The following is a 22,253-nucleotide window of genomic DNA, read 5'->3' on the forward strand; positions in this document are numbered from 1 at the left end:
TTACTTCTTTTTAGATAAAATATCGGTCCCTAAATATTTATCATCTTTATTATAAAACCACGCTCTTGTTTTTGGCATTTTTATATCATTAATGATTTCTAAATCTGATAGTAAAATATACTCTCCACTGTCTTTAGTTTCTTTAAAAAACTGATACACTTCCATAGCAAACGTTTTTGGATTAAAATAAAAGTACCAAGTATCTTTACCTATTTCTTTGGGATAACTTACTTTTAAAACTAAATAATTTTTTCCTTTAAACTTTCTTTTTTCTACTTTTTGATCGATAATTGTAGCTTCATCCTTTAATTTCATAGGTAAACCATACAAGTACGTATAGTAATTTTTGTACAAATTGGCTCTTTGTTCGTTTAAAGCATATTTCTTTTTGAGTTCATCAGAAGGATTTTCATCACCATTTAAACTGATGCTTACCTTGTTTTTATGAATGGTAAAATGGGTAAGAATAGAATCTCTTTTAGCAGTAACAGAAAAATACTGTTTTGGTAAATTAATTTTGATAGTACTTACCCTATTTGCACTTTTGGGCGTTTCCATAGTTACCAAAAGTTCTCCTTTAAAAGTTGCCCAATTTCCATTAGGATCGTGAAATTGTATGGCTTTTTCTAATAATTGATTTCCTGTTAATTCTTGTGAAAATGAAGATATTGATATAAATAATAATAGAAACGAGAGTAAGTTTTTCATAGTTTAAATGTAAGAAAAATTGTTATACAAAAAGACCTCACAGGTTTTAAAAACCTGTGAGGTCTGAATATTATATTAAACTCATTTACTCTCGAATATCAAGTTTTAAACTCAATTCTTTTAATTGGTCATCATCTATAAATGCAGGTGCATCTATCATAACGTCTCTACCAGAATTATTTTTTGGAAAAGCAATAAAATCACGAATAGTTTCTTGACCTCCTAAAATAGCAACCAATCTATCTAAACCAAAAGCCAAACCTCCATGAGGTGGTGCTCCATATTCAAAAGCATCCATTAAAAAACCAAATTGTGCTTTAGCTTCTTCTTCAGAAAAACCTAAATGTTTTAACATTGTAGCTTGCGTAGCTTTATCGTGAATTCTTATAGAACCTCCACCAATTTCATTTCCGTTCAACACTAAATCGTAAGCATTTGCTTTTACTTCTCCTGGTTTAGAATCTAACAATTCTAATTGACCAGGTTTTGGTGATGTAAAAGGATGATGCATTGCATGATAATGCCCAGTTTCTTCATCTAATTCTAATAATGGAAAATCAATTACCCAAAGTGGCGCAAATTCGTTTGGCTTACGTAAACCTAACTCTTCTGCTAAATGCATCCTTAAAGCAGATAATTGTGCTCTTACTTTATTGGTTTCACCAGATAAAATACAGATTAAATCTCCTGGTTTTGCATGGGTAACCTCTGCCCATTTTGCTAAATCTTCTTGGTCGTAAAATTTGTCTACAGAAGATTTAAAAGTACCATCTTCATTAACTCTACAATAAACCATACCCAAAGCACCCACTTGAGGACGTTTTACCCATTTTATGAGGTTATCAATTTGTTTTCTCGTGTAAGAATTTCCACCAGGCACTGCAATACCCACTACTAATTCTGAGTTGTTAAAAACACCAAAATCTTTGTGTTGCGCAACTTCATTTAACTCGCCAAACTCCATTCCAAAACGAATGTCTGGTTTGTCATTTCCATACAAACGCATGGCATCATCAAACAACATTCTTGGAAATTTATCAACCTCTACTCCATTAATTTCTTTTAATAAATGACGCGTTAATCCTTCAAAAATATTTAAAATATCTTCTTGCTCTACAAACGCCATTTCACAATCTATTTGTGTAAATTCGGGTTGCCTATCTGCACGTAAATCCTCGTCTCTAAAACATTTTACAATCTGAAAATATTTATCCATTCCACCAACCATTAACAATTGTTTAAAGGTTTGAGGAGATTGTGGTAGTGCATAAAATTGCCCTTCATTCATTCTACTTGGCACCACAAAATCTCTTGCGCCTTCTGGCGTAGATTTTATTAAATATGGCGTTTCTACTTCAATAAATTCTTGGTCAGACAAGTATTTACGAACTTCCATAGTTACTTTATGACGGAAAATTAAACTGTCTTTTACAGGATTTCTTCTGATATCAAGATATCGATATTTCATTCTAATATCTTCTCCACCATCAGTTTTATCTTCAATGGTAAAAGGTGGTAGTTTCGATTCGTTTAAAATTTCTAATTCAGAAACCAACACTTCGATTTCACCTGTAGCCATATTTTTATTTTTAGACTCGCGCTCAATAACGGTTCCTGTAACTTGAATTACAAATTCGCGTCCTAAAGATTTTGCTTTTTCCATCATAGCTTTAGGTGTGCGCTCTTCATCAAAAATAAGTTGCGTAATTCCATATCTGTCGCGTAAATCGACCCAAATCATAAAACCTTTATCACGACTTTTCTGCACCCAACCTGCTAAGGTTACTTTTGTATTGATGTGTGATGCTTGTAACTCACCACAAGAATGACTTCTGTACATTGTAAATTTAAATTTACAATTCTGAATATTTTTCAGAATCTTTGTTATATATGTTATGCTTCTGAACTTGTTTCAGAATAAGACCACAAATTTAATCATTTCGTAAGAAAAACATCAGGTTTTATAATTTCATTTATTCCCAGAAAAACTTTGTAAATTTGGGGCTATGAGCGTTGTAAATATTCAAGAAAAATTCAATTTGTTTGAAGACCAATGGTCGCCTAAAAAAATAGGAGAATTAAATGGACAACAAATTTTATTGGCAAAAATTAAAGGAGAATTTGTTTTTCATAAACATGACAATGAAGACGAGCTTTTTATGGTAAAAAAAGGTGTTTTAGAAATGCATTTGCGCAATGAAATCATCACCATAAACGAAGGCGAATTTTATATTGTACCAAAAGGTGTTGAGCATAAGCCTGTTGCCAAAGAAGAGGTTTATATTTTGTTGTTTGAGCCACTTTCTACCAAACATACAGGAGATGTAAAAGCTGATATTACTGTAGAAAATTATGAAGAAATTTAAAAATGGTTGTTGGTTTTTGGTTTATGGTTATTGATCAAATCAGTACTAAATTAACAAAAAACAATCAACCAAAAACTAAAAACCAATATAAATGAGTAAACTTTATTTAGTACCCACACCAATTGGTAATTTAGAAGACATTACATTTAGAGCCATTCGTGTTTTAAAAGAAGTCGATTTTATTTTGGCGGAAGACACACGAACAAGTGGAAAATTGCTAAAACATTTTGAAATTTCTACGCAAATGCATAGCCATCATATGCACAACGAACACAAATCTATTGAAGGTATTTTACAACGTATAAAAAGCGGTGAAACTTGTGCCGTAATTTCGGATGCTGGAACTCCTGCGATTTCTGATCCTGGATTTTTATTGACCAGAGCATGTGTTGAAAATGATATTGAAGTAGAATGTTTGCCTGGTGCAACTGCTTTTGTACCAGCTTTGGTAAATTCTGGTTTGCCAAATGATAAATTTGTTTTTGAAGGTTTTTTACCGGTAAAAAAAGGAAGACAAACACGTTTAAAGATATTAGCTGAAGAAACTAGAACTATGATTTTTTATGAATCGCCTCATAAATTATTAAAGACTTTAGGGCATTTTGCAGCATATTTTGGTGCTGATAGAAAAGTATCCGTTTCAAGAGAATTAACAAAACTCTTTGAAGAAACTGTAAGAGGAACTGCTACTGAAGTTTTAACGTATTACACCAATAAACCCCCAAAAGGCGAAATAGTTATTGTTGTTGAAGGGAAGAAATAATCTGAATAAAACTATTTTAGAGTATAATTTGATGCAAAAAAAAGTCTTTACAGTTGATGAAATTAAGCGTAAGTTAGAGCAATATTGCGTTTACCAAGATCGATGTCATAAAGAAGTAGAACAGAAAATGCGAGAGTTTAACTTAATTCCTGAAGCAAAAGAGATGATTTTATTAAGCCTAATGCAAAATAATTTTTTAAATGAAGAACGTTTTGCTAAAAGTTTTGCCAGAGGAAAATTTAGAATAAAAAACTGGGGAAAACAACGAATTACTAGAGAGTTAAAATTTAAAAATATTTCTGCTTATAATATTAAAACTGCACTAAAGGAAATTGATGAAGAAGACTATATAAAAACCGTTTACAAAATTACAGAAAACAGAAATGCTGTAATTTATGAGCCCAACAACTACAAAAGAAAACAAAAACTTACCGGTTTTTTACTGCGAAAAGGGTTTGAAAACGAACTCATTTATAAAGTGATTGATGAAGTTGTATCGTCATAAAAATTACTTTTTTACATTTAAACAGATTCTCTTAACAAACTTTTATAGGTTTTTCTTAATTTAATAGGATGCACACCTAACTTGTATTTTAAAAAAACGTATCCATTAATTAAATTTACTTTTAACCAAGAATTTTTCTCGTACTTCCTTGCGCTTACTGTTGCTTTAGAGGGTATAATCGTAAAAGGTATTTTTTGTTTTCTAATTCTATCCATCATTTCAAAATCTTCCATGATACAAAAGTTTTCATTGTATCCTTTTAATTGTACAAAGGTTTCTTTTTCAAAAAAATGGCATTGATCTCCTCCTCCTGCAAAAAAACCATCTTTAGTAGTAAACCTACTATTAAAAGTTAAAAGCAGTGAATTTTTATCAAACTGATAGGCAAAAAAACCAAATTTTACGCCTTCTTGAGATGCTTTTGTAATTTGTGTATAAAAATCATTAGGTAAAATTACATCAGCATGTAAAAACAAAAGGAGTTCACCCTTAGCAACTTTAGCCCCAGCATTCATTTGAGCAGCTCTGCCTTTTGTTTTGCAATTTAAAAACGTAACTTTAGCAAATTGATGGCAAACTTTTGGCGTTTCGTCTGAAGTTTCAGGAGAATTTGCTACAATAATTTCTAAAGGGAATTTGTTAGCTTGTTCACATAAAGTCGACAAAGACTTTGCAAGATTTTCTTGTTCGTTATAAACAGGGATAATTATACTTATTAACATAGTTAAACATACGAAATTATATATGAAACAGTTTTTTTTAATGCTATTTTTTTTATCAGCTTTGGTATTAAATTCTCAAAATTCTATCAACTACAGTGAAGTTGCTCAAGATTTACTTGAAAATATTATGCATAAAAAAGCCTATGACAAAGAAGTTAAAATCTTAGCAGAAAGTAGTTTAAATAATTTAATTTCTGAGCTACAAACTGACCAAGAAAAAATTGCATTTTGGGTAAATGTTTACAATGCTTTTATTCAAATTTCTTTAACCGAAAACCCAAAGGAATATGAAAACAGAGGAGATTTTTTTAAAAAAGAACGTGTAAAAATTGCAGGAGAAATGTTGTCTTTTGATGATATTGAGCATGGCATCATTAGAAAATCTAGAATGAAAATTAGCTTGGGATATCTCAGAAAATGGTTTAGGCCAAAATGGGAACGTAAATTACGAATTGATGGTGATATTGATTGGAGAATACATTTTGCTTTAAATTGTGGTGCAAAAAGCTGTCCTCCAGTTGCCATTTACTCAGCCAAAAACTTGGATAAAGAATTCGATTTTATGACAAAAAAGTATTTAACTGAACAAACAACTTACCAAAAAGAAACAAAAACCGCCAAAACTGTAGCATTATTTTCTTGGTTTAGAGGCGATTTTGGTGGTAAATGTGGTGCACGAAAAATACTTTTTAACTACAAAATAACTCCTGAAAAACCTAAAAAATTAGACTTTAAAAATTATGATTGGACCTTAAGTTTGGGTAATTTTAGAACTATACCTAAGTAAATTAAACCTCTTTTTCGTTCTCTTCAATATCTTGGGTTAAGTCTAAATTTCTAACTGTAGGGCTTACAGCAGCAGTTGTAATAACTGTTACAATAGTCATTGTTCCTCCAAAAACTACAGCAGCAACAGGCCCAATTAATTTTGCAGCCAAACCGCTTTCAAAAGCACCCAACTCGTTAGATGAACCTACAAACATAGAGTTAACAGAAGACACTCTTCCACGCATATCATCTGGTGTTTTTAATTGTAAAATGGTTTGCCTTATTACCATAGAAATACCATCTGCAGCACCACTTACAAATAACGCCAATAAACTTACCCAAAAGATATTTGATAAACCAAAAGCAATTATACTTAACCCAAAAACAAATACAGAAATCAACATTTTTTTACCCGTATTTTTGTTGATAGGAATATAAGTAGTTAACAACATTGTTACAATACTACCAATAGAAATAGATGCATTTAGTAAGCCAAAACCTTCTGGGCCAACTTTTAAAATATCTTGTGCAAAAACTGATAGAATAGCAACTGTACCACCAAATAAAACTGCAATCATATCTAACGTTAAAGCTCCTAAAATGGCTTTATTTTGAAAAACAAATTTTACCCCTGCTTTTAAACTTTCTGTTACTGGTTCTCCTATTTTTTTATTTAAAATAGGTTTCCTTTTAATGAAAAATGTACATAGTAAAGACAATATCACCAAAATAAAAACAAGTAATAGAGTGTTATCAACATCAATTAAACCAATTAAAAAACCGCCAAAAAGAGCTCCTGTAACTGATGCAGTTTTCCAAGTACTTGTACTCCATGTTGCAGCATTATGGTATATTTTTTTTGGAACCAAAAGTGCCACCAAAGAAAATATTGTTGGCCCAAAAAAGGAACGTAAAAAACCGCCAAAAAAGACTAATCCATAAATGCAATACAGTACTGAATTTGTGTGCCAATCTGCAATTATTGTTTCCGAAGTTAATAAGTACAAGCCTAAACTAATCAAAGAAAAGGCAGCTGTGCATAAAGCTAGTAAGTTTCTTTTTTCTTTTTGATCTACAATATGACCTGCAAATAATGCCATTGAAAAGGCAGGAATAATTTCCATTAAACCTATAATACCTAAAGAAAGTGGATTTTTTGTGATGGAATACACTTGCCATTCAATAACTATAAATTGCATAGACCAACCAAAAACTAAAAGAAATCTTACAAATAAGAAAATATTAAACTCTCTTATTCTTAGTGCTGCATAAGGATCCTGTTTTGGCATTTAGCTTAGTTTCATATCCATTAAAATGGCAAAAGTTTGGTTAATATCATGTTCTTTAACTACTATAGTCATTTCATTCGTTGTAGAAATAATTTCTTGTAGTGGAATATCTGCCCAAGCCAATTGCTTTAAAATAAAATAATAAATACCTGATTGTTCTAAGTTTTCTTTAGGTAGTTTTATAGTGATTGATGCTAATTCTAACATACTGTGTGTTAGTGTTTCATGTTCAAATATTTCTTGTACAAAAGGTCTTAAATTTTTACTTGTAACAATATTAGTTTCAAAAATACCTTGAGAAACCGTTAAAAAATAATCGGAATTTTCCGCAGATTTTGTTAAAATTTTTGCAATTTCTTTTAATAAAGAAGGTGTGTTTTTAAAGGTAAAATCACATAAGTCTGAACGTACAATTACATCACCTAAATTTAAAGCTAACCGTTTTATATTTTTTCTGATTCTTAATTCGCTTGCGGGTGAAAGCCTATTAATTGCCATCATTACTGCACCTACTTTTACCTCTTTCTTTAAAACTGTAGATACTTCTGGCAATATAATTCTAGCTAAAGAAGATACATTAATTAGTTTTTCATTTAATGCTTCTTCAACAAATGGAGTTTTTCTTATGGTACTTTCTACAACTTCCTGTATTGTTTTCATTTTAAAAGTTTAAAAATATAAATAATTGTTCAAAATTAAACAATTAATCTAATTTATTGGTCAACTTTTGAAATTCTTTTTTAGGATTTTTATTATCGTACAAAATATCATACACTGTTTTTATAATTGGTGTTTTTGCTCCATTTTCTTGAGTTATTTTGTAGGCACTTTTGGTTGCATAGTACCCCTCTGCAATCATACTCATTTCATGTTGTGCAGATCTTACAGTATACCCTTTGCCAATCATATTACCAAACATTCTGTTTCTACTAAAAGTAGAATAGCCTGTTACTAATAAATCACCCAAATATGCTGAGTTGTTAATGTTTCGTTTCATTTTGTGCACTTTTTTAATAAAGCGTTTCATTTCACGAATTGCATTACTCATTAATACCGACTGAAAATTATCTCCATATCCCAAACCATGTGCAATACCTGCAGCCACTGCGTAAATATTTTTTAACATTGCAGCATATTCTGTACCAATAATATCGTCAGAAATTTTAACATTGATGTACCAACTTTGAATTGCATTTGCCATATTTTGAGCTTTTACTTCATCAATACATGCAATTGTTAAATACGATAAACGTTCCATAGCCACTTCTTCTGCATGGCATGGGCCTGTAATAACTCCTATATTTTCTAGAGGTATATTATATTGTTGATTAAAATGCTCACCAACAATTAAACCTGTTTCAGGAACAATACCTTTTATTGCAGAAAAAATAATTTTATTTTTTAAAGATGTATTGAGTTTATCTAACTCTATCGTTAAAAATGCAGATGGTATTGCAAAAATTAAAATGTCGTATTTTTTAACAATGGTATTAATATCACTCGATAAATCTAACAAAGTGGCATCTAATTCTGCAGATCGTAAATAGTTTGGGTTATGGTCGTTTTCTAAAATATGTTCAATAGCTTGCTCATCTCTCAAATACCAACCAATGGTATCTAAATTTTCCATCAATATTTTTACAATGGCAGTTGCCCAACTTCCTCCTCCTAAAACTGCTATTTTTTGATGTTTATCCATTTTACTCTATTTTGGTTTCAAAAGTAAGAAAACTATTATCTTATTATGAAAGCATATCTTAATTATTATATTTGTGGTACTTCAAATTCATACTATGAAAGTTTCTATTTTACTTTTTTTGGGTTTTTTTCTTTTAATGATTTCGTGTACCCATAAAACAACCAAAAAAGTAAATCAAAAACCATTATCAACAGAAAAACAAAGTACGAAAGCAGATAATGTTGATATTTTAGAGAAAGAGTTTGTAATTAAGGGTTTGAATGCTATTTCTCACAAAATTTGGTTGTATTTGCCACCAAATTATAGAACCTCTAAAGAAAAATATCCTGTAATTTATATGCATGATGCTCAAAATTTGTTTGATGATTCAACTTCTTTTGTTGGAGAATGGGGTATTGACGAAACCTTAAATAAGCTTTATAAAAAAACTGGTAAAAGCTTTATTGTAGTTGGTATAGAAAATGGTGGACAAAAGAGAATTGAAGAATATACACCTTGGAAACACCAAAAATATGGTGGTGGAAAAGGGGCAATTTATATTGATTTTTTAGTTGATGAGCTTAAACCTTATATTGATACTAATTACAGAACTAAGCCTGAAGCAAAACACACCTCAATCATTGGAAGTTCTTTAGGTGGTTTAATTTCTTTTTATGGTGGTTTAAAATACCCTAAAGTATTTGGTAATATTGGTGCACTCTCTACATCTTTTTGGTTTTCTGATAAAGTTATTGATTTTGCTAAAGAAAATGGAAACCTAAAAAGCACAAAGTTGTATTTTTTGGTTGGTGGTAAAGAAGGCGATACTATGATACCTGATACTGAAAATATGACAAAACTACTGTTAAAAAAAGGGTTTCCAAATCAAAATATAAAAACTAAAATTGTTGCAGACGGAAAACATACAGAATCTTTTTGGAAATCAGAATTTTTAGAGGTAATTACTTTTTTATATCATATAGAACAATGAATGTACAAATCATAAATAAATCGAAACACGCTACACCAAATTACGAAACTGAAGGTGCTGCAGGAATGGATTTAAGAGCAAATATAGATACAGCAATCACATTAAAACCTTTAGAAAGAGCTATTGTTAAAACAGGTTTATTTATTGCTTTACCTATTGGTTTTGAGGCTCAAGTAAGACCAAGAAGTGGTTTAGCAGCTAAGAAAGGTATTACAGTTTTAAATAGCCCAGGAACCGTAGATGCTGATTATCGTGGAGAAATTGGTGTAATTTTAGTAAACCTTTCTAATGAAGATTTTATTATAAATGATGGTGAAAGAATTGCACAATTGGTGATAGCAAAACATGAAAGAGTTACTTGGAAAGTAGTTGAAGTTTTAAACGAAACTGAACGTGGTTCTGGAGGCTTTGGAAGCACAGGTGTTTAAAAATGGAAGCATCTAAATTACAGCCTTTAAGAATTACTGCTGGATGGCATGTAGAATGGAATCTTTTTTATGAAGTAAATCCATCAGAAAAAAATATGACGTATTTAGATTCTAGCTCACTGTTACACTTGAACAATCATCAGTTAAAGAGAGCAATAAATTTAGATTTTAGACCAGAAAACGATGTGAAGGGTTACTTTTACTTAAGAGTTATTAATTTAACAAAAGTAGAAAAACCTAAAACTAAAAGTTTTGACTATGTTGATGACTGGGAAAATTTATATTATGAGTTTACCTCTAAAAACAGGCTTGAAATAGTGGAAGAAATAGAGCGTTTGGTAATTCAAATTCCTCCATTTAAAAACTAATAAATTAACTTAAAAATAAAAATATGATTTTAGGCGTATGTGAATGGTTGGCAACAAAAACAAATTTTACAGCAAAAAACTATAGGATTTTATTTGTTTTAATGGTATTGTTGGCTGGTTTTGGTATTGGTGCTTATTTAATTCTTTGGTTAGTTAAACTAATATCAAAAGAATAGTTTAATTTATATTTTTATACAATTGGCTCATTTTTCTTACCTGATTATGCAATAATTTAAAAGTTAAAAAAGTATGAGAATAATAGTTGTAACCAAGTTTTTTATAAAATTGAAATGCCTGTGGTTGTGAATCCATAGCATCTAACCAAATTACTTTATATCCTTTTTCTTTGGCTGTCTTTTCTAACCAAATCATTAATTGTTTACCAACTCCTTTGCCATGTATTTTTTTATGCAAATAAACTCTGTGTAATTTTACTTGTTTTTGTACTGGTAAACCTTTCAATTTTTCATCCCAAATAATTCTAAAATTTCCCAAAATTTCATCATTATAAAGTATAAAATAATAATCTGTCTTTTCTTGAGATAATTCTCTTATAACATTTTCTTTTGCATATTGTGTATTTACATACCAGATACCAGCATCGCTCCAAAAATGATTATAGGCAAGCGGATAAATTTCGCTCATTAAATTATAAAGTGTATTATAATCTGAAATAGAAATCTCTTGTAATTTTATGTTTTTGGCTATTTTAATCATAGTATAAAATAAAAAACTGCTATTGGTTGATTACTCCAATAGCAGTTTAATAATAGTTAGAACTTTTAATACTTAATCTTGGTTTTCAATAGCTTCTTTTATTTTACTTTCTAACTCATCCATTAATTCTGGATTATCTTTTATAAGTCCTTTTACAGTATCTCTACCTTGCCCAAGTTTAGTATCTCCATAACTAAACCAAGAGCCACTTTTCTTAACTATACCTAATTCTACACCAATATCTAAAACTTCTCCAACTTTAGATATTCCTTGGCCATACATAATATCAAACTCAGCAACTTGAAATGGTGGTGCTACTTTATTCTTTACCACTTTAACTTTGGTGCTGTTTCCAATAACTCTATCTCCATCTTTAATTTGTGTACGTCTTCTAATATCCAAACGAACAGAAGCATAAAATTTTAATGCATTACCACCCGTTGTTGTTTCTGGATTTCCAAACATTACCCCAATTTTTTCACGTAATTGGTTAATAAAAATAACCGTACAATTTGTTTTAGAAATGGTACCTGTTAATTTACGTAAAGCCTGACTCATTAAACGAGCATGAAGCCCCATTTTAGAATCACCCATTTCACCTTCAATTTCAGATTTTGGTGTTAATGCTGCCACAGAGTCAATAACTACAATATCTATGGCTCCAGATCTTATTAAATTATCTGCAATTTCTAACGCTTGCTCTCCATGATCTGGTTGAGAAATGATTAAATTATCAATATCAACACCTAAATTTTCTGCATAAAATTTATCGAAAGCATGTTCTGCATCAATAAATGCGGCAATACCTCCTGCTTTTTGTGCTTCTGCAATTGCATGAATCGTTAATGTTGTTTTACCTGATGATTCTGGACCATAAATTTCAATAACTCTACCTCTTGGATAACCACCAACACCTAAAGCTAAATCTAAACCCAAAGAACCAGATGATATAGCATCTACATCTTCTGTAACTACATCACCCAATTTCATCACAGAACCTTTACCATACGTCTTATCTAACTTATCTAAAGTAAGTTGTAACGCTTTCAGTTTTGCTGCTTTTTCTTTATCTGCTGCCATATGTTTTTTATAAATTCCTTATTTTTAACGGTTGCACAAGTTACAAAAAACTAACATTATTTTCCTAATGTTTTAATTTCAATTTTATACTATTTTTACATAAATATTAAAGAAATGAATCCTAAAATTTTAATTAGTAATCTAAATTCTTCAGCTAGCATAGAAAATGGAGAATTGGTAAGTTTTGTAAATAATAACGAGGAGTATATCCATCAAAAAGGGAATAAAGGTTGGCGAAAATCTGATGATGAAATGTTCCCTGTAATTGGCCCAACTTCTAAAAATAATTTTAGAGTACACACCAAAAATGGAGATGCTATTCAAGACCAACATGGTTTGTTGCGTGAATTGAATTATGATTTGGTTTCTTATGATGAAAACAGTGCTAATTTTATTAAAAAATATAAAAAAGGAACTGCAATTAAGAATAGTAAATTTCCAGAAAAATCGTCTGAAGAATTTTTATATTGGACTTATGATTTTACTTTCGAAAAGAAATTTTTATTAAAAGATGATGTATTAACTATTGATTTTATCATCGATTCTGAAAAAAATATGCCTTTTATGTTGGGGTATCATCCTGCATTTTTATTGTCAAATACGGGTAAAGAAACTTTTGTTGCAAATGATAAAACATACAATTTAGATGATGTTTATAAAGCTGGTTCTAATGCTTTTCCGGTATTAAATTCAAATAAAATCATCTTGAAAAATATTGATAAAAACAACCTAGAAATTACAACTAAAGGTTTTGATAATTTTATGCTTTGGACAGAGGTAGATAATATGGTTTGTATAGAACCCATTACACAATATACTTCGTATACTGACCAAATATTTTCGGAAGAAAATATGCATTTATCTAAAGGAAAAAACTCTTTTTCTGTGGCCATAAAACCAATGTAGGCTTGAAAGAAAAACATCGTCATTTCATTATTCATAAACCTTGGGGATTTTTATCGCAATTTGTAAATAATCAAACCAAAAGAAAGAAAAAATTATTAGGTGAGTTGTATGATTTTCCTGAAGGAATTATGGCAATTGGTCGTTTAGATTATGCATCTGAAGGCTTGCTTTTTTTAACAACAGATGGCAAAGTATCTCAAGAAATTAGAAGTAGTAAATTTGAAAAAGAATACTATGTACAAGTAGATGGAATTATCACACAAAAAGAAATAGAACTCCTAAAAACCGGCGTAGAAATTGGTTTTGAAGGTAAAAAATACATTACAAAACCTGGTAAAGCCGCTATTATTGAAGATCCTAAATTTCCGTTAAGAAGTCAAAAAATTAGAGATGAAAGACATGGTCCAACAAGTTGGATTTCTATTTGTATTAGAGAAGGTAAATTTAGGCAAGTACGAAAAATGACAGCTGCTGTGGGTTACCCTACTTTACGATTAGTAAGAGTTAGAATTGGAGAAATTAAACTAGCAAAATTAGAAGTTGGTGGAGTTGTTGAGGTAAATAGTTTATTTTAAATTTTTATATTGCCATAAAAAATAATGTTATGAAAAAATTAATTATTTGTCTTTTACTAGTTGTATCTGCATGTGCAACATCAAAAAACACTACAAAAAAAGATGTAAAAATTACTACTATAGAAAACATTAGTTTTTCTGGTGGAGACGGTTCTAGCTTTAAAAATAGTGTTATTGTAAACGCTAAAAACTCAAGAGAAGGTATTGCTGCTGAATATAAATATTTAGCTAAAAAATATGGTAGAAGAGGTGTAGATTGGCAAATGATAAAACAAACATTATCTTATAATGATAAGAAGCCTTTTGATGTATTATCTATTAATTACAATAGTAAAAAGATGGAAGTATATTTTGAAATAAGTTCCTTTTTTGGTAAATATTAAAAGTAACTTTTATTACATATAAAACCTATTTATAGCTGTAATTTTGTGTTATGGGTAATTCTAACACTACTTTATATATTGTTGCTGCTGTAATTATTTTACACTTTTTAGTGGGTTTTGGTTTTTTAATTTACAAAATGACTAAAAAGAATGATAAAAATTAACTTTTATCCATCCTAATATGAGGTATACCATCTTCTAAGTACCCCTCTCCTACTTGTTTAAATTGATGAGATTCGTAGAATTTTTGTAAATATTTTTGAGCAGAAATGGTAATTTCATCAACTTTAAAATACTTTTTTATAGCATCTATAGAAACTTTCATTATTTGGTGCCCATAACCAAATTTTCTTTGATTTTCCTTTACCACTACCCTACCAATACTTGCTTTTTTAAAATAATCGCCGGGTTTAAAAATTCTTGTATACGCTACAATTTTATCATTTTTAATACCAAAAACATGCATTGCTTTTTGATCTTTAAAATCTACATCTTGGTATACACAATCTTGCTCAACTACAAAAACTTCAGAACGTAATTGTAGTATTTGATAGAGTTCTGTTAAGGTTAATTCAGTAAAAGATTTGGTGATGAAGTTCATTATTGAAAGAGATTTCTCGATACAAATTTTCTCATACTTCGATAATTCATATGAAATGACAACTTTTGTTTATTTACCCAGCACAAGAAATTTTATCAATTCTGTCTTGATGTCTTCCACCTTCAAATTCTGTTGTTAAAAAAAGATCTACAAAACCAATGGCTTGTTGTAAAGACACAAAACGAGCAGGAATTGTAAGTATATTAGCATTATTATGTTGTCTTGTTAAAGCAACCAACTCATTATTCCAACACAAAGCAGCTCTAATTCCTTGATGTTTGTTAGCGGTCATTTGTGCTCCATTTCCTGATCCACAAAGAATAATTCCTACTGCCGCTTTTCCACTTTCTACAGCATTTGCTGTTGGATGAATGGCATCAGGATAATCCATTGAATCGTTTGTATCTGTTCCAAAATTTAAAACTTTATATCCTTTATTTTCTAAATGTTTAATAATTTCGAACTTATATACAGTACCTGCGTGATCATTACCAATAGCAATTGTCATAATTTTATATTTATTGTCATTACAAAGAAAAATTACAAAGTAATCTTTTATAAATTTACAGATTGCTTCATTTCATTCGCAATGACGTAGTTATCAGCACAAAAATATAGAAATTAACGGTTATCAACAGTTATTAACAATCAAAATTTATCAATTTTTAATAACTCCTTATTTTTTAAGGAATTAACAATTTTATCTAAATGTTAAGAACTTATGATTAAAAACTCGAAAGTTTTTTTGGTAATTTTATTTTTTATTACAATACAGTGCTTAACTTGATATATGCAACTTTTATTTTGCTTTTTTAATAAAAGTTTATCAACATAAAATTTACAATTTATTTACATTACTAACTGAATTATTTATCAATAATAATAAGTGAATTACTGTTTATAACTTTTGTTAATAACTCTAAATTTAGATTGATTTTTAAGCTTTTAAATTACTCATAACTTGTCAATATTATTTAATAAGTGATAAAAAGAAATAAATGAATCATTTTTTACTGTAGCTATTCACATACTATTATAAACATCATTGTTTTTTAAAAATTTATAAAAGAAAAATAATAATACTATAGAATGTTGATAACTGTTAAAGTTTATTTTAAAATTAGAATTTTCTAAACTTTAGTTATTCTTCTCTAAAAAAAATAGAAACTTAAACTGTTTTTATTTTCTTTTTAGCTTTTAAAAGATTTGTAGTGTCTTTTTGAATTTCTACGGTTTCCTTAGGAGTTTCAATCTTATTCAAAGAAGTATTTACCGTTCTTATCGTTAAATAAATACCGATAACAAAGATAAATGCGAATAAAGCGATTATTTTACGTAGATTTTTCATCTTAATAAGTTGACCTTCTTATTATAAAGACGTAATACTTTAGAAAACGTTACAATAATTTTAAGATTTTTTTAACTTATTACAAATCGAATGGCCTTTGTTATAATTTTAACAGATACAGAACCTTTAGCAATCAATTCACCATCAGCTTGAATAAATGGTTTTGAATTTAAAGGATTTATAGTAATTTGTTTTGTTTTATAAGTGGCTACTTTTTGATGCTGTACAATTTTACCAGAATATAACTTTGGTAAATTAAATAAGACTTCTAAAAAACTAAAATTTTTAACAACACTAACATCTAACAAACCATCTGAAGGATTTACATCTTTCGTAAACCGCATACCACCTCCAGAATATTTACAAACACCAATAATTGTCATTAAACATTTGGTTTCTATAGGTTTATCATTCAAAAATATTTTAAAAATTGATTTTTTGTAAAGTAAAATTCCAGCTAAACCAGCTAATAGATAGCCAATACTACCTAACATTTTTAACCTTTTTAATTTATGAACTACATACCCATCAAAACCTAAACCAGCTACATTATTAAAATAAGTAAGGGGTGCATTAGCTGTTTTTAAAACGCCAATATCTTGTAAAATAGTTTTTTTTTGCTGAATGATTTCAATGGATTTTTTGATATTTAAAGGAATATTATAGGTTTTAATCCAATCGTTTCCTGTACCTAAAGGAATCACACCAATAGTTATATCCGAAGATTTTGTATACCTTTGCATCATAATTCCGTTAACTACGTGATGTAGTGTTCCATCTCCACCTACAATTATAAAGTTTCTAAAACCGTTTTGAATGGCAGTTTCCACCAGTTCAATTTCGTGTTTAGAGAATTGTGTAAAAGCATAAGAATACGCGATGTTTTTTGCGTTTAAAAGTTTTTTAACCAACTTCCAATTTTTAGAAAAATTACCTTTTCCTGATGTTGGATTTGCAATAATAAACCAAGAATTTTCATCACTTTTAGTAACGAATTGAGACATATATAAAAAATAAAGGATTGGCAAAATACAAAATCGAATCATAACAGTTAATTAATAATATTAAAAGTTAAATAGTTGTATTTTGGTAATCAAATAATATAAGAACGAATTAATGACAAGAAAAAAGAAAAAAATATATAAAAAGAAAGGTAAAGTTATTAAAGACTTAACAAGAAATATATTTAAAATTTTAAATGAAAACAGCGATAAATTTTACAATTATAAACAAATTGCTGGTAAATTAGGTATCGCAGATACCGATGGTAAAACACAAGTTTTAAAGAAGTTAGCAGAGTTAACAGCTACTAAAAAAATTAAAGAAGTAGATAGAGGTAAGTTTCAAATAAATGAAGACAGAAAGTATTCTTTAGGAACTTTAGACATTACCTCTAATGGAAATGGATATTTTATTTCTGATGATTATGAGCACGACATTTTTATACCCAATATTAATCTTGGTAAAGGTTTACAGGGTGATATTGTAAGAGCTTATGTTTATAAAAAAAGAACATCTAATAAACAAGAGGCCGATGTTGTAGAAGTTGTTGAACGTGCCAAAAAGGAGTTTGTAGGTGTTTTGCAAATGAGTAAAAATTTTGGGTTTGTATTACCAGATAGCAATAAAATGTATGCTGATATTTTTATATCACAAAACAAAATGAATGGTGCTGAACATGGAGACAAAGTGCAAGCAACGATTATAGATTGGCCAGAGAAATCTAAAAATCCGTTTGGAAAAATAACCAAAGTTTTAGGGAAACCAGGAGATCATAATACAGAAATGCATTCTATTTTATTAGAGTATGATTTGCCTTACGAATTTCCAACAGAAGTGGAGGAGGAAGCATCAACATTACCAATAGAAATTACAAAAGAAGAAATTGCCAAACGTAGAGATATGAGAGGTGATTTAACCTTTACGATTGATCCAAAAGATGCTAAAGATTTTGATGATGCTTTGTCTTTTAAAAAATTAGAGAACGGAAATTATGAAATAGGAATTCATATTGCAGATGTTTCGCATTACGTACAACCAAAAACCATTTTAGATCATGAGGCTTATGAAAGAGCAACATCGGTTTATTTAGTAGATAGAGTAGTACCTATGTTACCAGAAATGTTAAGTAATGGAGTTTGTTCATTAAGGCCTAATGAAGAAAAACTGACATTTTCTGCGGTTTTTGAAATCAATGAAAAAGCGCAAATTATTAATCAATGGTTTGGGAGAACAGTAACGTATTCAGACAAACGTTTTGCGTATGAAGAAGCACAAGCTCTGATTGATAGTAATAGAAAACAGAATCAAGAATTAGGAAACAAGAAAAAAGACGAATCTGTCATTTCGAGTGAATTTTCGAAGGATGAGAAAATTAGTATCGAGAAATCTCATAAAAACAACAATTACAATAATAAAATCCCATCAAATGTTTCTTTAACAGGTCAAGAATATACTGTGGATAATGCTATTGTTGAAGCTACTTTAAAATTAGATGAACTGGCTAAAATCTTACGAAAAAAGCGCATGAAACAAGGTGCTATTTCTTTTGATAGAGTAGAGGTGAAGTTTAATTTAGATGAAGAAGCAAATCCTGTTGGTGTATATTTTAAAGAAGCCAAGGATGCTAATAAATTAATAGAAGAATTTATGTTACTTGCTAATAGAAAAGTAGCAGAATTTATTGGAAAAGCAAAAGGAGGGAAGCCATCTAATAAAACTTTTGTATACAGAGTGCATGATGAACCTGATGTTGAAAAGTTAGCGTCTTTACAAAACATCATCAGTAAATTTGGATATAAAATTGATACGAATACAAGAGAATCTACTTCAGATTCTTTAAACCAATTGTTGAGTGATGTGCATGGAAAAGCAGAATCGAATATGATTGAGACTTTAACCATTAGAACAATGTCTAAAGCAGTATATACTACTCAAAATATTGGTCACTATGGATTAGCTTTCGAGTATTACAGCCATTTTACATCACCTATAAGACGTTATCCAGATGTAATGACACATAGATTACTGCAACATTATTTAGATGGCGGAAATAGCGCAAAACAAGATATTTATGAAGAAAAGTGTAAACATTCTTCAAAACGCGAAGAATTAGCCAGCAAAGCAGAACGAGATTCTATTAAATACATGCAAGTAAAATACATGCAAGATCATAAAAATGAAGTGTTTGATGGCGTAATTACTGGTGTTACTGAATGGGGAGTTTATGTAGAAATTACCAAAAATAAATGTGAAGGAATGGTACGTATCAGAGATATTAAAAGTGATTATTATATTTTTGATGAAGAGCAGTATGCAGTAGTTGGGCAATCTACCAAACAAATGTATCAGTTAGGAGATAATGTAAAAGTACAAGTAAAAAAGACCGATTTAGAACGTAAACATTTAGATTTTAATTTAATTGAAGACTAATCTTAAATTTATTTCAGAATCTTTTTAATGATTTTAGCTATTATTTGGATTTTGTAGAGAAATCTAATTTCTGTTAAAGATTTTTCGATTTCATCTCATTTGGCTCAAAAAAACATCATATTAAAAAAAATTAAAAAATGATTTTAACTACAACAAACAATATAGAAGGTTTTAAAATAGTAGATTATTTAGGTATTGTTACAGGTACAGCTTACGATTCTAGTTATTCTTCTAATGGAAGAAAAATGTCTTTTAAAGATATGTTTAGCATGACGAAATATAAAGAAATGTATACACTAGGATTAGAAAGCATTAAAGAAAATGCCTTTCAAAATTTAAAAGATAATGCTACAAAATTAGGGGCAAATGCTGTAGTTGGTATTCAAATAGATGTAGAACCTTTGGCAAATTCGACAACGTTATTAGTCTCTATTACAGGTACAGCTGTTAAAGTAGCTTAGTTGTAAATTTTAGTTGATATTTTTATTCTTTTTGCTGTTAATTTTTCATATTTGTTACAATAAAATCAACAAAAAAGCTTTATAGTGGTATACTTTTTGATTAAAGTATACAATTAAACCAAAAAAATGATGAAAAAAATAATTTACCTATTTCTATTATTTAGTAGTTTAACGGTTATGTCTCAAAGTAAAGTTACCAAAAATTTAGGTGATTTTTCTATTTTAAAAGTTTATAATGGTATTGAGTTAGAGTTGATAAAATCTACCGAACAAAAGCTAGAAATTACAGGAAAAAAATCTGAAATTGTAAAAATTAAAAATGTAGATAATACTTTAAAAATTTCGTTGCCCTTTTCTTTAAAACCAGAAAATAATCTGGCGAATGGAGAAGTTTTGGTAAAATTATATTACAAAAATACTATAGCTGTAATTGATGGTAATGAAGGCGCAACCATTACAGGTAAAGAGATTAAGCAAGATAAATTAGAAGTAAAATCTCAAGAACGAGCGTTTATAAATATGGTAGTAAATGTAAAACATTTAGAAGTTAAGGCTATTTCTGGAGGAATTATAAAATTATCTGGTAATGTAAAAAACCAAAATGTGGATGTAGATTTGTATGGAATTTATAATGGTTTTGATTTAAAAGCTAAAAATAATTCTACAGTAAAAGCAGGTACAGGTGCCAAAGCAGAAATTTTAGCAGGCGAAACCTTAAATGCAAAAGTAAGTTTTGGAGGATCAATTTTTTACAAAGGAAACCCTGAAGTGTTAAAAGACAAGAAAGTAGTAGGAGGTATCATTCAAAAAAGAGATTAATACAATCCTTTTTTATATCTTTGTACTATTAAATTTTAGAACAAATGAATACTTTAAATATATTTTTATTAGGAATGCCAAGTGGAGGATCGTGGTTAATTATTGCGATAGCTATTTTATTGCTATTTGGTGGTAAAAAAATACCAGAGTTAATGAAAGGTTTAGGAGGTGGTATTAAAGAGTTTAAAAAGGCTTCTAAAGAAGAAAACGAAGAAAAGTTAGAAGAGAAGAAATAAAACTAAAAGTTAAGTATAAATTTAAAGCTCTGTTTGCAACGCAAACAGAGCTTTTTGTTTAAAATTAAAAAATCCCCCAATATTTTAATTTAATGAGGTACAAATATAATTATTATTTTATTAATTTATAATCCTATTATTTAAAAAGACTTAAAATGTTGCAAATGGGAAGGTTTTTGTCTTTTTTGGGACAAATGGGAAGGTTTTTAATCTAAAAAACTCATTAAAGATTGCTTGCTAAAACTTCTTGAAACAGGAATATCAAAAGAAATAATATCAGATTTTAACAAATATCCTCTTGCATTACCACTAATATCATTTACAAAAATTGTATTGATAATATAAGATTTATGGCAACGTATTATTTTAGAATACGGTTCTAACTCTTTATCTATTTTAGATAAAGTAACTCTTAAAATTTTTTCTTTTAAGTGTTTCTTTTCATCTTTTAAAAAGAAACTAACATAATTACCTTGAGAAGTAGCATAAACTAAATCGTTTATATTAAAGTGAAGCTTTTCTTTTTTATTATCAGAATAAATGGTGATATCATTTTTTAAAGCCTTTTTGTATTCTATTTCCTTTTTTGTTCTAAACAGCTTAATTTCTTCAATCTTTTTTACTCTATTTCTTCTTAAATTTCTTTCATTTAAATATACTGAGAAAAAAATTGGAATCGTTCCAACTAAAAATGTATAGGTTAAAAAAAGGGGTAAGCCTACAACAGGTAATTCTTTACCATCTTTGTAGAGGTTTGAAGCATACCACAAAAGATATCCAATTAAAAAAGTTGCTAAAAATAAGTAAAGTGTATTCTTACCAATCGTCCACTTATCCTCATTAAAAAAATCAGGAAAAATTAATGGTGGAATAGATAACATAAAAAAAGAACCTAAAAAAGTAAAAATTCCTATAGCAGCTGTGTACTGTAAAAAATAATTACCAAATAAAGATAAAGAAAAGGGTTTAAAAACGTACAAAAAAATAAAAACAGAAAATCCAAAAATAACACTCGTTTTAAATTTAAAACTAAGAGATGGATTAAAATAATAAGGCGTATTAAACCAAGCTAATACTTTTTTTTTCATACCCTTTTAAAATTAATAAAA

Annotated in this window: 28 protein-coding genes; 15 read left to right on the forward strand and 13 right to left on the reverse strand. The window is 29.0% G+C overall.

Features of this window, described 5'->3' with window-relative positions; genetic code table 11:
* Entirely contained in the window at positions 1–708 is a 708-nt protein-coding gene (locus ACTG3V_RS03805; RefSeq protein ID WP_439130806.1) for a DUF6503 family protein, read from the reverse strand.
* Positions 709–793: 85 nt separating this feature from the next.
* The gene (gene aspS, locus ACTG3V_RS03810) at positions 794–2,548 is read right to left on the reverse strand and encodes an aspartate--tRNA ligase (RefSeq protein WP_439130807.1); all 1,755 of its coding nucleotides are present in this window, start codon (positions 2,546–2,548) and stop codon (positions 794–796) included.
* Positions 2,549–2,714: 166 nt separating this feature from the next.
* Here aspS and ACTG3V_RS03815 point away from each other — a divergent pair, with 166 nt between their 5' ends.
* From ACTG3V_RS03815 to ACTG3V_RS03825, 3 genes are all read left to right on the forward strand, one after another.
* The gene (locus tag ACTG3V_RS03815) at positions 2,715–3,074 is read left to right on the forward strand and encodes a cupin domain-containing protein (RefSeq protein WP_439130808.1); all 360 of its coding nucleotides are present in this window, start codon (positions 2,715–2,717) and stop codon (positions 3,072–3,074) included.
* A 91-nt stretch (positions 3,075–3,165) separates the two neighbouring features.
* Positions 3,166–3,837 (forward strand): 16S rRNA (cytidine(1402)-2'-O)-methyltransferase, encoded by a 672-nt coding sequence (gene rsmI, locus ACTG3V_RS03820; RefSeq protein ID WP_439130809.1) that lies wholly within the window; start codon positions 3,166–3,168, stop codon positions 3,835–3,837.
* A gap of 31 nt (positions 3,838–3,868) precedes the next feature.
* Positions 3,869–4,342: a regulatory protein RecX gene (locus tag ACTG3V_RS03825; RefSeq protein ID WP_439130810.1), complete on the forward strand. Its 474-nt coding sequence runs from the start codon at positions 3,869–3,871 to the stop codon at positions 4,340–4,342.
* 17 nt (positions 4,343–4,359) lie between these two features.
* Here the strand turns inward: ACTG3V_RS03825 and ACTG3V_RS03830 are convergent, their stop codons facing one another.
* On the reverse strand, positions 4,360–5,064 hold the full coding sequence (locus tag ACTG3V_RS03830) for a TIGR04283 family arsenosugar biosynthesis glycosyltransferase (RefSeq protein WP_439130811.1): 705 nt from the start codon (positions 5,062–5,064) through the stop codon (positions 4,360–4,362).
* Between the two features lie 22 nt (positions 5,065–5,086).
* On the opposite strand from ACTG3V_RS03830, the gene ACTG3V_RS03835 reads away from it, so the two are divergent.
* Complete coding sequence (locus ACTG3V_RS03835) at positions 5,087–5,851, forward strand: DUF547 domain-containing protein (RefSeq protein WP_439130812.1); 765 nt, start codon at positions 5,087–5,089, stop codon at positions 5,849–5,851.
* A 1-nt stretch (position 5,852) separates the two neighbouring features.
* Here the strand turns inward: ACTG3V_RS03835 and ACTG3V_RS03840 are convergent, their stop codons facing one another.
* Genes ACTG3V_RS03840 through ACTG3V_RS03850 form a run of 3 tightly spaced genes read right to left on the reverse strand, consistent with a single transcriptional unit; the run spans position 5,853 to position 8,820 of the window.
* Complete coding sequence (locus ACTG3V_RS03840) at positions 5,853–7,121, reverse strand: MFS transporter (protein WP_439130813.1); 1,269 nt, start codon at positions 7,119–7,121, stop codon at positions 5,853–5,855.
* Positions 7,122–7,781, reverse strand: a complete 660-nt coding sequence (locus ACTG3V_RS03845) for a hypothetical protein (protein ID WP_439130814.1) — start codon at positions 7,779–7,781, stop codon at positions 7,122–7,124.
* A gap of 43 nt (positions 7,782–7,824) precedes the next feature.
* Entirely contained in the window at positions 7,825–8,820 is a 996-nt protein-coding gene (locus tag ACTG3V_RS03850) for an NAD(P)H-dependent glycerol-3-phosphate dehydrogenase (RefSeq protein ID WP_439130815.1), read from the reverse strand.
* Between the two features lie 94 nt (positions 8,821–8,914).
* Here ACTG3V_RS03850 and ACTG3V_RS03855 point away from each other — a divergent pair, with 94 nt between their 5' ends.
* From ACTG3V_RS03855 to ACTG3V_RS03870, 4 genes are read left to right on the forward strand one after another with little or no spacing between them, the layout of a single operon-like run.
* Positions 8,915–9,790 (forward strand): alpha/beta hydrolase, encoded by an 876-nt coding sequence (locus ACTG3V_RS03855; RefSeq protein ID WP_439130816.1) that lies wholly within the window; start codon positions 8,915–8,917, stop codon positions 9,788–9,790.
* Positions 9,787–10,218: a dUTP diphosphatase gene (dut, locus tag ACTG3V_RS03860; RefSeq protein ID WP_439130817.1), complete on the forward strand. Its 432-nt coding sequence runs from the start codon at positions 9,787–9,789 to the stop codon at positions 10,216–10,218. Before ACTG3V_RS03855 ends, dut begins: the two co-directional genes overlap by 4 nt.
* A gap of 2 nt (positions 10,219–10,220) precedes the next feature.
* Positions 10,221–10,586, forward strand: a complete 366-nt coding sequence (locus tag ACTG3V_RS03865) for a hypothetical protein (RefSeq protein WP_439130818.1) — start codon at positions 10,221–10,223, stop codon at positions 10,584–10,586.
* A 23-nt stretch (positions 10,587–10,609) separates the two neighbouring features.
* On the forward strand, positions 10,610–10,762 hold the full coding sequence (locus tag ACTG3V_RS03870) for a PspC domain-containing protein (protein ID WP_439130819.1): 153 nt from the start codon (positions 10,610–10,612) through the stop codon (positions 10,760–10,762).
* A 1-nt stretch (position 10,763) separates the two neighbouring features.
* Here the strand turns inward: ACTG3V_RS03870 and ACTG3V_RS03875 are convergent, their stop codons facing one another.
* Positions 10,764–11,303 (reverse strand): GNAT family N-acetyltransferase, encoded by a 540-nt coding sequence (locus ACTG3V_RS03875; protein ID WP_439130820.1) that lies wholly within the window; start codon positions 11,301–11,303, stop codon positions 10,764–10,766.
* A gap of 72 nt (positions 11,304–11,375) precedes the next feature.
* Complete coding sequence (gene recA, locus ACTG3V_RS03880) at positions 11,376–12,383, reverse strand: recombinase RecA (RefSeq protein WP_439130821.1); 1,008 nt, start codon at positions 12,381–12,383, stop codon at positions 11,376–11,378.
* A gap of 114 nt (positions 12,384–12,497) precedes the next feature.
* On the opposite strand from recA, the gene ACTG3V_RS03885 reads away from it, so the two are divergent.
* Genes ACTG3V_RS03885 through ACTG3V_RS03895 form a run of 3 tightly spaced genes read left to right on the forward strand, consistent with a single transcriptional unit; the run spans position 12,498 to position 14,247 of the window.
* Positions 12,498–13,289: an aldose 1-epimerase gene (locus ACTG3V_RS03885; RefSeq protein ID WP_439130822.1), complete on the forward strand. Its 792-nt coding sequence runs from the start codon at positions 12,498–12,500 to the stop codon at positions 13,287–13,289.
* A gap of 2 nt (positions 13,290–13,291) precedes the next feature.
* Complete coding sequence (locus ACTG3V_RS03890; protein WP_439130823.1) at positions 13,292–13,864, forward strand: pseudouridine synthase; 573 nt, start codon at positions 13,292–13,294, stop codon at positions 13,862–13,864.
* Positions 13,865–13,893: 29 nt separating this feature from the next.
* Positions 13,894–14,247: a hypothetical protein gene (locus ACTG3V_RS03895; protein ID WP_439130824.1), complete on the forward strand. Its 354-nt coding sequence runs from the start codon at positions 13,894–13,896 to the stop codon at positions 14,245–14,247.
* A gap of 160 nt (positions 14,248–14,407) precedes the next feature.
* Here ACTG3V_RS03895 and ACTG3V_RS03900 read toward each other — a convergent pair whose 3' ends face one another.
* The 4 genes from ACTG3V_RS03900 to ACTG3V_RS03915 form a co-directional block, all read right to left on the reverse strand.
* On the reverse strand, positions 14,408–14,848 hold the full coding sequence (locus tag ACTG3V_RS03900) for a GNAT family N-acetyltransferase (RefSeq protein WP_439130825.1): 441 nt from the start codon (positions 14,846–14,848) through the stop codon (positions 14,408–14,410).
* A 73-nt stretch (positions 14,849–14,921) separates the two neighbouring features.
* Positions 14,922–15,356, reverse strand: coding sequence for a ribose 5-phosphate isomerase B (gene rpiB / locus ACTG3V_RS03905; RefSeq protein WP_439130826.1), 435 nt, complete (start codon positions 15,354–15,356; stop codon positions 14,922–14,924).
* A 660-nt stretch (positions 15,357–16,016) separates the two neighbouring features.
* Entirely contained in the window at positions 16,017–16,196 is a 180-nt protein-coding gene (locus tag ACTG3V_RS03910) for a hypothetical protein (protein WP_439130827.1), read from the reverse strand.
* Between the two features lie 71 nt (positions 16,197–16,267).
* Positions 16,268–17,200, reverse strand: coding sequence for a diacylglycerol/lipid kinase family protein (locus ACTG3V_RS03915; protein WP_439130828.1), 933 nt, complete (start codon positions 17,198–17,200; stop codon positions 16,268–16,270).
* A gap of 112 nt (positions 17,201–17,312) precedes the next feature.
* Here ACTG3V_RS03915 and ACTG3V_RS03920 point away from each other — a divergent pair, with 112 nt between their 5' ends.
* From ACTG3V_RS03920 to ACTG3V_RS03935, 4 genes are all read left to right on the forward strand, one after another.
* Positions 17,313–19,628 carry a ribonuclease R family protein gene (locus ACTG3V_RS03920; protein ID WP_439130829.1) on the forward strand — a complete coding sequence of 772 codons (2,316 nt, stop codon included), beginning with the start codon at positions 17,313–17,315 and terminating at the stop codon, positions 19,626–19,628.
* A 137-nt stretch (positions 19,629–19,765) separates the two neighbouring features.
* Positions 19,766–20,089, forward strand: a complete 324-nt coding sequence (locus tag ACTG3V_RS03925) for a YbjQ family protein (RefSeq protein WP_439130830.1) — start codon at positions 19,766–19,768, stop codon at positions 20,087–20,089.
* A gap of 129 nt (positions 20,090–20,218) precedes the next feature.
* On the forward strand, positions 20,219–20,908 hold the full coding sequence (locus ACTG3V_RS03930; RefSeq protein WP_439130831.1) for a head GIN domain-containing protein: 690 nt from the start codon (positions 20,219–20,221) through the stop codon (positions 20,906–20,908).
* A gap of 44 nt (positions 20,909–20,952) precedes the next feature.
* A complete protein-coding gene (locus ACTG3V_RS03935) occupies positions 20,953–21,144 on the forward strand; it encodes a Sec-independent protein translocase subunit TatA/TatB (RefSeq protein ID WP_439130832.1) in 192 nt (63 codons plus the stop codon).
* Positions 21,145–21,350: 206 nt separating this feature from the next.
* On the opposite strand, the gene ACTG3V_RS03940 is transcribed toward ACTG3V_RS03935, so the two are convergent.
* On the reverse strand, positions 21,351–22,232 hold the full coding sequence (locus ACTG3V_RS03940) for a LytR/AlgR family response regulator transcription factor (RefSeq protein WP_439130833.1): 882 nt from the start codon (positions 22,230–22,232) through the stop codon (positions 21,351–21,353).
* Positions 22,233–22,253 lie beyond the last annotated feature (21 nt).

It is taken from the genome of Polaribacter sp., assembly GCF_965660385.1.
In the GTDB taxonomy this organism is placed as follows: Bacteria; Bacteroidota; Bacteroidia; order Flavobacteriales; family Flavobacteriaceae; genus Polaribacter.